Source organism: Actinosynnema sp. NPDC002837 (genome assembly GCF_040295345.1).
Lineage (GTDB): Bacteria > Actinomycetota > Actinomycetes > Mycobacteriales > Pseudonocardiaceae > Actinosynnema.
In genome coordinates, this window is record NZ_JBEOVG010000164.1 from 1 (window position 1) to 9,746 (window position 9,746).

The 9,746-nt window shown below is 72.8% G+C and carries 7 protein-coding genes and 1 pseudogene; 5 read left to right on the forward strand and 3 right to left on the reverse strand.

Features of this window, described 5'->3' with window-relative positions; translation table 11 throughout:
• Positions 1-1,072 (forward strand): annotated as a pseudogene (locus ABTZ99_RS43970) (hypothetical protein); the annotation flags it as partial.
• 8 nt (positions 1,073-1,080) lie between these two features.
• A complete protein-coding gene (locus tag ABTZ99_RS43975) occupies positions 1,081-1,482 on the forward strand; it encodes a DUF4240 domain-containing protein (RefSeq protein ID WP_498783846.1) in 402 nt (133 codons plus the stop codon).
• Here ABTZ99_RS43975 and ABTZ99_RS43980 read toward each other — a convergent pair.
• Positions 1,479-2,243 carry an NPCBM/NEW2 domain-containing protein gene (locus ABTZ99_RS43980; protein ID WP_499619081.1) on the reverse strand — a complete coding sequence of 255 codons (765 nt, stop codon included), beginning with the start codon at positions 2,241-2,243 and terminating at the stop codon, positions 1,479-1,481. The genes ABTZ99_RS43975 and ABTZ99_RS43980 overlap by 4 nt on opposite strands.
• A 211-nt stretch (positions 2,244-2,454) precedes the next feature.
• On the opposite strand from ABTZ99_RS43980, the gene ABTZ99_RS43985 reads away from it, so the two are divergent.
• The gene (locus tag ABTZ99_RS43985) at positions 2,455-3,459 is read left to right on the forward strand and encodes a radical SAM protein (protein ID WP_498783850.1); all 1,005 of its coding nucleotides are present in this window, start codon (positions 2,455-2,457) and stop codon (positions 3,457-3,459) included.
• Positions 3,460-3,469: 10 nt separating this feature from the next.
• Here the strand turns inward: ABTZ99_RS43985 and ABTZ99_RS43990 are convergent, their stop codons facing one another.
• On the reverse strand, positions 3,470-4,453 hold the full coding sequence (locus ABTZ99_RS43990) for a PHP domain-containing protein (protein WP_499619083.1): 984 nt from the start codon (positions 4,451-4,453) through the stop codon (positions 3,470-3,472).
• Between the two features lie 340 nt (positions 4,454-4,793).
• Here ABTZ99_RS43990 and ABTZ99_RS43995 point away from each other — a divergent pair, with 340 nt between their 5' ends.
• Complete coding sequence (locus ABTZ99_RS43995) at positions 4,794-5,399, forward strand: hypothetical protein (protein ID WP_499619085.1); 606 nt, start codon at positions 4,794-4,796, stop codon at positions 5,397-5,399.
• A gap of 28 nt (positions 5,400-5,427) precedes the next feature.
• Here ABTZ99_RS43995 and ABTZ99_RS44000 read toward each other — a convergent pair whose 3' ends face one another.
• Positions 5,428-6,621, reverse strand: a complete 1,194-nt coding sequence (locus ABTZ99_RS44000) for a serine hydrolase domain-containing protein (RefSeq protein WP_499619087.1) — start codon at positions 6,619-6,621, stop codon at positions 5,428-5,430.
• 114 nt (positions 6,622-6,735) lie between these two features.
• Between ABTZ99_RS44000 and ABTZ99_RS44005 the strand changes: the two genes are divergently transcribed.
• Positions 6,736-9,540, forward strand: coding sequence for an ATP-binding protein (locus tag ABTZ99_RS44005; RefSeq protein WP_499619089.1), 2,805 nt, complete (start codon positions 6,736-6,738; stop codon positions 9,538-9,540).
• Positions 9,541-9,746 lie beyond the last annotated feature (206 nt).

A 9,746-nucleotide genomic window follows, 5' to 3' on the forward strand; every position in this document is an offset into this window, starting at 1 on the left:
CCCCGACGGCAACCGCCAACCCCGCATCCCACCCAACGGCGAATGGCACACCCACCACCCCGACGGCACCACCACCAGAGCGAGCGACGACGGCTACGTCCCCGGCACCAAGGACGCCGACAAGACCGACCTCGACCCCACCGACGCCCAAGATCGCGCCGGCGGCCCCGGGCGGCAGGAACGGCCGGTCGGCGGGCCGCTCCGGAACAAGATCGACGAAGTCCTGCCGCACGTCGACGACCCGCGGGTGCGCTCGCGGCTCGAACAGCTCTCGGCCGACGCCGACCGCCTCGACGCCCGGATCCGCGACGGCGAGATCCCCGAAGCGGCCGACCGGTTGCGGGAGATCCGGGACCTGGGCGACGAGCTCCGCGCCATCGGCGACGCCGACCCGGCCGTGGGGCGCGTGCTCGACCGAGGACCGGACTTCGACAGGCTCGGCGTGCCGGTCGGGGAACCGCGGTTCATCCGGCCGGACGACGCGGCGTCGGCCCGCATCCCGGATGACGCCAAGGCGCTCTACGTGGTCCGGGACAAGTCGACCGGGGAAATCCTCAAGGTCGGCGAGACCACCGGCGGCGATCCCCTGAAGGACCGCTTCGGCCGCTACGCGTTGGCGGGCAGGCGGTTGGGCATCGACCTCGAGATCGAGGTGCGGGAGGTCAGCCTCCCCTCCGGTGGGCGGATCCGCTCCTACGAGCAGAGTTTGCGAGACCAGTTAGACTGGGGTGCCCGAGATCGACTTCCCTGGGACAACACGCCGGTCGAGAGCGTCGGCCCGCGATTGGGGAGGGTCGGTCCCGGGACGCCGTTCGAACCGCTTCCGGGTGGGAGCCGCCTGCGCCAGGAGGGGTGGTACTGGAACGAGCAGGGGCAGCTGGTGCCGCCGGACGGTGCCGAACCATCGACTTTCCGGCCGCAGAACGCGCCCCCGCCCGCGACCGAGGTGCGCGGGCTCATCGCCGACGCGAACGGGCACGTCGGCGCGGCGGCCGAGCGGGCCGGTGTCAGCGACCGGACCTTCTACCGCTGGATGGAGCGGTACAACCTCAGGCCGAGCGATTTCAGATAGGTAGCCGAATGCCGGACGAACTGCACTTCTGGGACCTCATCGCGCTGGGTTCGCGGGATCCCGAGGAACTCCGCCGCAGGATCACCGACATGTCCGAAGCCGAACTGGTCGACTTCTACTGGACCTACCACGAGCACGCCGCGAACCTGAAGGACGAGGAGTTCACCCGACACCTCGATCCGCCGGTCACCGAGGACTTCGTGGACGACGTCGCCCAGTGGGTCGTCGCCCAGGGCGAGGACTACTACGACGACATCATGATGACGCCGTCCAACATGCCACCGGACCTGCCCGAGGGCGCCAAGCCGTCGCCGTGGCCCGGCTTCACGTTCGGCGTCTACCAGGACCGGTACGGCGAGCCGCTCCGCCTCCGCGAAGACCCGCCGCCCGGCGCGTCCCCGAGGTCCTAGCCGGCCGGGGTCAGGGCCGGGTCGGCCCAGACTCCCACGCGTTCCGGGCCCGGGCAGTCGTCCGGGCGGTCCGCGGTCGACTCGACGCCGATGGTCAGCAGGCGCGCCCCGGTGACGGGGAGGTCCACCGGTTGCGGGGTGGGGCCGGTGTTCGCGAGTTCGGTCGCGCGGTGGTCGTCGAGCAGGACGTAGAAGTCCAGTTCTTTCGTCGCCAATGAATCGTCGGCGATCGCGACCTGGGCGGTGAAGCGGTCGTATTTGCCGTCCAGCGCGAATGTCAGCTGGGCGGACGAGCACCAGGCGCCGGTGGCGGAAACGGATTTGGTGTAGGTCACCTTCCGCACCTTTGCGGGAGCGGCCGTCCACGGGCTCTCCACGTACATGTCGTCGATCGAGCTGCTGTCGACCGGCGGCAGGTCGGAGAGCCAGACGGCGCCCGGTCTCGCCGCGGCGACGCTCTCCGCGGTCGTGGAAGTGCTGGTCGGACGCTCGGCCTGCGGTGATGTGGTCGGCAGGGCGGCGGCGGTGGTGGCGGGTTCGGCGTCGAACGTGCTGCCGATCGCGATCCCCAGCGCCAGCACGGCCACAGCACCGGCCGACAGCCAAAGCGCCGGTCCCGGTTTGCGGCGCACGTGAGCGGTGTTCAAGTCCTGGTCATCCATGTCGGCGACCCCTTCAGGTCCAAGACGTGAGCCGAACTCGGGATAATGCCGGGTAATGCCTCGACCGGCGCAGCACGCTAACACCGAATCGGTCGGCACGCGTCGAGAACGTCAATTCGAGTGGTTTCGCGAGTTGTCCGCACAATTGCGGCGGTGGTTCGGAATGCGTCCCGCTCCGGGTGGTGGGACGGCGTCGACGGGATGCCCGGGGGAGGGGGACGAACCGCGTGAGCCGGCGTGTTGCCGGTTCGACGTATCACCGCGCCCCGTGCGTGCTCCATAGGGATATCGAGCATCGCGGGAGGGTGGAATGGGCCAGACGAGTGGCCGGGCGGTCCTGCAGGTCCACCCGACCAGGTTGTGCAACCTGCGCTGCCTGCACTGCTACTCCAGCTCGGGCCCGGACGTCGCCGAGTCCATCCCGATCTCCGTGCTGTCGGCGGTGGTCCGTGACGCGGCCGCGCTCGGCTACGACGTGCTGAACGTTTCCGGTGGTGAGCCGTTCCTGTACCCGGAACTGCCCGCGCTCCTGCGCGCCGCCCGCGCGGCCGGGATGCGCACGACCGTCACCACGAACGCGGTCGCGCTGACGCAGCGCCGCATCGGCCTGGTGCGCGGGCTGGTCGACCTGGTGGCCGTGTCGCTGGACGGCGACCGCGCCACGCACGACCGGATCCGTGATCGGGAAGGGTGCTTCGAGAAGGCCCTGGCGGGCATCCGCCGGCTCACCGAGGTCGGCCTCCCGGTCGGCGTGGTCACCACGTTGACCCAGGGGAATGCCACCCAACTGGGTGAAGTCGCACTGGCTGCGGTCCAGTCGGGCGCTCTCCTGCTCCAGGTTCACCCGTTGGAGCCGGAAGGGGCCGCGAACCGGTTGATGGCCGGCGAACGCCCGGACGCCGTCGAGCTGGCGTACGCGGCGGTGGAGCTGGGCCGCATCGCCGAGGAGCACGGCCTGGCCGTCCAGCTCGACGCCGTGCCGCGCACCATGCTGGCTCGCGAACCGGAGGCGTTCATGGCCGCGCCGGTCGACGACGGGCAACCCCTCGGCCGCTGGCTGACCCCGCTGGTGATCGAGGCGAACGGCGCGGCGGTGCCGGTGTCCTACGGCTTCGACCGCCGCTACGGCCTGGGCAACGTCCAGACCCGGCCGCTGGCGGAGCTGGCCCGCTACTGGGACGCGGCGCCGTTCCTCGCCCTGTGCCGCGCCACGTGGCAACGCCTGGTCGAAGGCCCGACCGGGCCCCTGATCCCCTGGTACGGCCACCTGGTCCGCGCGTCGAGGGCCCAACGCCCGGCGACGGCGGGTCGCTGACGGGACGCGGTCAGCGGGACAGGAGTTCCGCGGCCTCCAGCGTGTTGATCACCCGGTCGGGCGTCACGCCGCACTCCTCGGCACGCTCGCAGCCGAACGACAGCCAGTCCAGCTGCCCCGGCGCGTGCGCGTCGCTGTCGATCGCGAACGAGCACCCCAGCTCGACCGCCAGCCGCAGCAGCCTGCCCGGCGGGTCGCGGCGCTCCGGCCGCGAGTTGATCTCCACCGCCGTGCGGTGCTCGACGCACGCCGAGAACACCGCCTCCGCGTCGAACGTCGACTCCGGCCGCCCCTTGCCGACCACCAGCCGTCCCGTGCAGTGCCCCAGCACGTCGACGTGCGGGTTGGACACGGCGGCCACCATCCGCCGCGTCATCTCCGGCGCCGCCATCCGCAGCTTCGAGTGCACGCTGGCGACCACGAGGTCGAGCCGCTCCAGCAGCTCGGGCCGCTGGTCGAGCGCGCCGTCGTCCAGGATGTCCACCTCGATGCCGGTCAGGATCCGGAACGGCGCCAGCTCGGCGTTCAGCTCCGCGACCACGTCCAGCTGCGCGAGCAGCCGGTCGGCGGACAGCCCGTTGGCCACGGTGAGCCGGGGCGAGTGGTCGGTCAGCACCATCCACGAGTGCCCGAGGCCGCGCGCCGTCTCGGCCATCTCGCGGATCGGGCTGCCGCCGTCGGACCAGTCGGAGTGCGTGTGGCAGTCGCCCTTCAGCAGCGCCCGCAGCGCCTGCCCGCCCACCACCGGCTCGCGGAACCGGCTCAAGTAGTCCGGCTCGCGCCCGGCGACGGCGTCGGTGATCACCCCGGCGGTGGCCTTGCCGATGCCGGGCAGGTCGGTCAACGTGCCCGCCGCGACCCGCCGCTCCACCTCGCCGTCCGGCAACGCCGCCAGCACCTCCGCCGCCTTGCGGAACGCCCGGACGCGGTAGGTGGGTTCACCCGCGCGCTCGAGCTGGAACGCCACCTGTCGCAGTGCCCACAGCGGATCCACACCTCATTGTCTACCCCGACCGGCGCGGTGGTGCGCGTCAACGTCCTCGACCCGGCGGCGGTGCGCGAGAAGACCTTGCGGCCGAACGCGCGCGGAACCGGGGATGTCCGCCAGGTCCCCACGTGCCGGCACGGTCGGGTCGCGACGCAGGCCCAGCAAGGGCGACCTCACCTCGCGGGCGATCCTCGACACCGCCGAACGGTGCTGGTGGCGATGAACGAGCGGGTCTTCCTGAGCCGTTCCCGGTCCCGGTCCGCGGCCCGGGACCGCGAGCCGGTCGACACCTTGACGTGCGCCTGGCTCCGTTCGGTCTACGGCGTCGGGTCGTAGGCTCGTCCCCGTGCACGACGATCCCGAGCTGATCGCCATGGTCCGCGACGCCCACGTCCGAGGACTCGGGCACGAAGAGGTGTTCGAGCTGCTGGGCGGGCGCGGGGTGGCGAAGACCGCGGCGATCGTCTACTACGCCAAGGGCTCCGGCGTGCCGGACGACGAAGCACGCCGGTTGGTCGAGGCGAGCCCGTTGTGGAGACCGCGCCCCGACTCGGATCCCTCGGGTTTCGACCAGCTCTGGTCCATGATCGCACTGCTGGGACCGGTCGACGAAGCGGCGTTGGAGGACCCCGGCGAAGACGAGGACCTCCAGCGCCGGGCTCACGCCCGCACGCACCTCGTGGAAGTGGCCGCGTTGCTGCCCGAGGAGGCGTTGGCGCCCTATCGCGGGCACCTGGCCGACGGCAGGTACGCCGATGCGTTCGGGGCCCTGGTGGCCGCGGCTCGCGAGCACGGTTTGCCCGACGACGGCTGGCGTGGGCTGGAAGCCGTCGCGGAGCGGCTGTACCTGTACGAGTGGTTGGACGACATCGGGGACGACCCGGAGGCGCGGCAGGACTGGCCGGAGCTGGAGGGGTTCCTGGACGCCGTCCGCCACCTCCGCGCCCGCTGACGCGCCCGCTGGACTGCCGGGTGACCCGTCAGCGGAACCAGAGGCCGTTGGGCGCCTGGCGGTAGCCGATGGCGCGGTACGTGGCGTCCACAAGGGACTGTCCGCGCGCGTTGACGCCCAGGCCCGGCCCCATCTTCGTCATCGCGTACCCGAACGACATTCGCGCGCCGGGGTCGGCGAAGCCCAGCGAGCCGCCCATCCCGGAGTGCCCGAACGCGTCCTCCGACATCAGCACGCCGCGCTCCACGGCGGGCAGGCGCAGGTTGCCGACGGCCTTCATGAACCCGAGCGAGAACCGGGTCGGCGCGAGCAGCATCTCGTCGAACCCGGCCGACTCGATCCCCGACATCACCGGGAGCTGCGACTCGTCGACCAGCCGCACCCCGTTGTACTCGCCGCCCGAGGCGAGCGGCCGGTACATCTGGGCCAGGCCGCGCGCGTTGCTCATCCCACCGACCGCGCCGTACTGCGCCGCGTGCGCCGCCGGGGTGTTCGACGCCGCGACGTAGCCGCCGGTGTTGCCCAGCAGCAGCCCCTGCATCGACTCGGGCTCGGACAGCCCGATCACGTACATGCCCGGCAGCGGCTCGCCGCGCCCGGCGGGCACGGTCGGCGCGACCAGCGGCTCCAGGTCGTCGGGCAACGTCAGCCAGAAGTCCAGCCCCAGCGGACCGGAGACCTCCTTCTCGAAGAACTCGGCCAGCGCCAGACCGGACACCCGCCGGATCACCTCGCCGATCAGGTGCCCGAACGTCAACGCGTGGTAGCCGTGCCGCGTGCCGGGCGCCCAGAACGGCTCCTGCCGCGCCAGCAGGCCCGTCATCAGCTCCCAGTCGAGCATGCCGCCCGGCGGCACGGGCTCCCGCACGGCGGTCAACCCCGCCTGGTGCGACAGGAGGTGCCGCACGAGCGTGTCCGCCTTGCCGTTCTGCCCGAACTCCGGCCAGTACCGGACGACGGGCGCGTCGAGGTCCAGCTCGCCCCGTGACGCGAGCACGTGCGCGCACAACGCGGTCGCGCCCTTGGTGCACGACCACACGTGCGTGATCGTGTCCTCGGTCCACGCCCGACCGCCCGCGTCGCCGCCCCACAGGTCGACCACGGTCTCGCCGTCGAGCGTCACGTGCACGCCACCGCCGAGCTCGCCGCGGTCGGCGAAGTTGCGTTCGAACTCGGCGCGGACCTCGGCGAACTCGTCGGCGCAGGTGCCCTCGACCGTCATGGACCCTCCAGGTGCGGTTGTCTGCCGCCATGCCACCACCGTGAGCCACGCCACGTGAGTAGGGATTCCTCAGTGGGTAGGGTGGTGGCCGCTCCGACGGCGGGAGGTCGCCTGTTGTCGTCTTTCGTCGGCCGGTCCTTCTTCGGCCGGGAGGCCGAGTTGGCGGCCGTGTTCGACGCGGTCGAGCGCGTGCCCGCGGCCGGGTTGGTGGCTGTCGTCGTGTCGGGCGAGCCCGGGATCGGCAAGTCCAGCCTGTTGGCCGAGGTGGGTCGCCGGCTGCGTGACCGGGGGTGCGCGGTGGCCGCCGCCGAGTCGGACGACGTGAGCAGGCGGATCCCCTACGCGGCGGTGGCCACGGCGTTGCGGTCGGTGGCGGTCGGGCCGGGCGGTGCGGGCTCGCGTGAGGTGCGCGCCGCGGTGGATGCGTTGGAGCTGACGTCTGCGCCCGACGCCACCTGGTTCGGCCGGTCGTGCGAGGTGGTCGCGCGGGCGCTGGCCGGGCTCACCGCCGAACGGCCCGCCGCCCTCGTGCTGGACGACGTCGACCAGGTGGACGACGACTCGCTGGCCATGCTCGCGGTGGTGCTGCGCCGGGTCACGGCCGCGCCGCTGGTGCTGATCACGGCGGTGCGCGAGCACCACCGCAACCCCGGCGTGGAGGAACTGCTCGACCGGCTCGAACGGCACGCCGACGTGGCGCGCGTGCGGCTGGCGCCGTTGAGCGGCGGTGACGTGGCGCGGATCGTGGAGACCGTGCTGGGCACGCCGGTGGACGACGGCCTCGCGCACGAGGTCCACCAGCGGGCGGACGGCAACCCGTTCTTCGCGGTCGAGATCGCCCGGTCGCTGCGCGAGCTGGACCTGGTCGCGGTCGACGGCAACCGGGCCCGGCTCACCGTGTCGCCGACCGCGATCCGGCTGACCAGGCGGGAGGCGGTGGTGCGGCGGGTCGCGCCGCTGGACCGGGACACCAGGGCCGTCGCCCGCGCGGTGTCGATCTTCCGGCGGGTGCGGCTCGACCAGATCGGGCTGCTCGCGCGGGTGTCGTCACTGCCGGAGGAGACGGTGGTGGACGCGTTCGACGGGCTGCTGAGGGCCCACATCGTGGTGCGGGACGAGGACCGGGGCTACCGGTTCTCGCACGCGCTGGTCGGTGAGGCGCTGTACCAGGAGATCGGGCCCGCCCAGCGCCGGCACCTGCACAGCCTGATCAGCGCCCGGCTGCTGGACGACCGGGCGCGCGGGCTGGCGGTCGACGAGATGGAGCTGGCCTGGCACCTGGCCGAGTCGGCGCCGCCGGGCGACCTGCGCGCGGTGCGGGTGATGGCGCAGGCCGCCGCGGCGAACCGCGCGACCGCGCCGGAGACGGCGGCGGCCCTGTGCGCGCGGGCGTTGGAGCTGCTGCCGGTGGCCGCGCCGGAACGGGCCGGGCTGCTGGCCTCGCAGTGCCGGGCGCTGGCGCACGCGTCCCGGCCGGGTGCGGCGATCGGACCCGGTCTGGCGGCGTTGGCGGCGCTGCCGGCGGGCGTGGAGCGGTCGCGGTGCGCGGTGGTGGTGCTGACCAGCATGTTCCTGGTCGGTCGGTTCGCCGAGGCGTTGCGGCTGGTGGACGCGGAGCTGGCGGCGGCGGAGGTGGCGGAGGGTGGCGCGCCGGCGGCGTTGCACGCGCAGCGGGCGTTGTTGCTGGTGTTCACCGGACGTCACGAGGAGGCGTTGGCCGCGGCCGAGCGGATCGAGGCCATGCCGCTGACGTCGGCGGCCGAGGGCGTGGTGGTGTTCGACCGGCTCGCGGTCGTCACGTCGATGCTGTTCCGGCACGACAAGACGGTCGACTACGCGAACCGGTCGCTGGCCGCGGCGGCCGGTCAGCCCGCGTTGGAGTTGCAGGCGTTGGCGGTGAGCGCGTCGACGGGCGCGTTGGCCGGTCTGGTGCACGACGCGTCGTGGCGGTTGCGGCGGGCGGAGGAGCTGCGGGAACGGGCGGGCGGCCACGCGTTCCGCGGTGAGCTGGAGATGGCGCGGGTGGCGCTGGACTGGTTCGGCGGTGAGTGGGACGCGTGTTTGGAGCGGGTGGGTCGGGCCGCGGCGGAGCTGGAGTCGCGGCAGGAGCTGATGATGTTGGACGGGCTGCGCGCGATCGAGCTGGAGGTGCGGACCTGGCGGGGTGAGCTGGACGTGGCCGCGCGGTTGGCCGCGTTCGAGGTGCCGAACAGCCCGAACATGTCCCGGCTGCACGCGTTGGCGATGTCCGGGTACCTGGCGGCGCGGGGTGATGTGGAGGGCGCGCGGCGGGTGCTGGTGGAGGCGGTGGACGACGACGGGATGTCGGCGTACGGCTGCGAGTTGTTGGGCCGGTTGGTCGAGCTGGACCTGGCCGGTGGGCGGCTGGACGAGGCGAGGCGGGGGCTGGAGAGGCTGCGGGTGGTGGCGGGCGACCGGGTGGCGCCGTGGACCCGGACGACGGTGCGGCGGCTGGTCGGCGTGGTGGAGCGGGACGGTGCGGTGCTGCGTGAGGCGGTGCGCGAGGCGGAGGTCGGTGGGCTCGTGTTCGAGCGGGCACGGGGGCAGTTGGCGTTGGGGCTGGTGGACGGGGCGGCGGTGGACGAGCTGCTCGAGGCGTATGCGCTGTTCCAGCGGGTGGGTGCGCACGGGTTGCGCCGGCAGGCCGGCGGGCGGTTGAAGGAGCTGGGCGCGAAGGTGCCGCGGGCGCGGGGGCGGGCGCCGGGGGTGTTGACGGCGGCGGAGGAGAACGTCGCGCGGCTGGTGCAGCAGGGGATGCGCAACCGGGACATCGCGGCGGCGTTGCACTACAGCCCGCGGACGATCGAGGTGTACCTGTCGCGGATCTACGCGAAGTTGCGGGTGTCGTCGCGGTTGGAGTTGGCGCGGGTGCTGGACGGGGTGGACGGGCGCGCTTAGTTGTTGTGGAAGCCGCACTAACTCGGTGGTAACCCGGGAGGGTTGGGTTGGTGGCGTGGCGGGTGGGTCGGAGGTTCCCCCTTTCGGGGGTTCATGGCCTACGGGCCAGGTCCGGCTCGATTTGACATGGGGCCCTTACGGGCACCCCAGGCAGGCCGTAGCCGGCAGGCCCGGCGGGGAAAAGCGTCCCGCCAGGCCTGCCGGCT

What these genes read in the sequence shown, in the direction of transcription:
- ABTZ99_RS44000 (WP_499619087.1), bottom strand. Translation starts at nt 6,621, where the DNA reads ATGACGGTCGAGGGCACCTGCGCCGACGAGTTCGCCGAGGTCCGCGCC.
- ABTZ99_RS43985 (WP_498783850.1), top strand. Translation starts at nt 2,455, where the DNA reads ATGGGCCAGACGAGTGGCCGGGCGGTCCTGCAGGTCCACCCGACCAGG.
- ABTZ99_RS43975 (WP_498783846.1), top strand. Translation starts at nt 1,081, where the DNA reads ATGCCGGACGAACTGCACTTCTGGGACCTCATCGCGCTGGGTTCGCGG.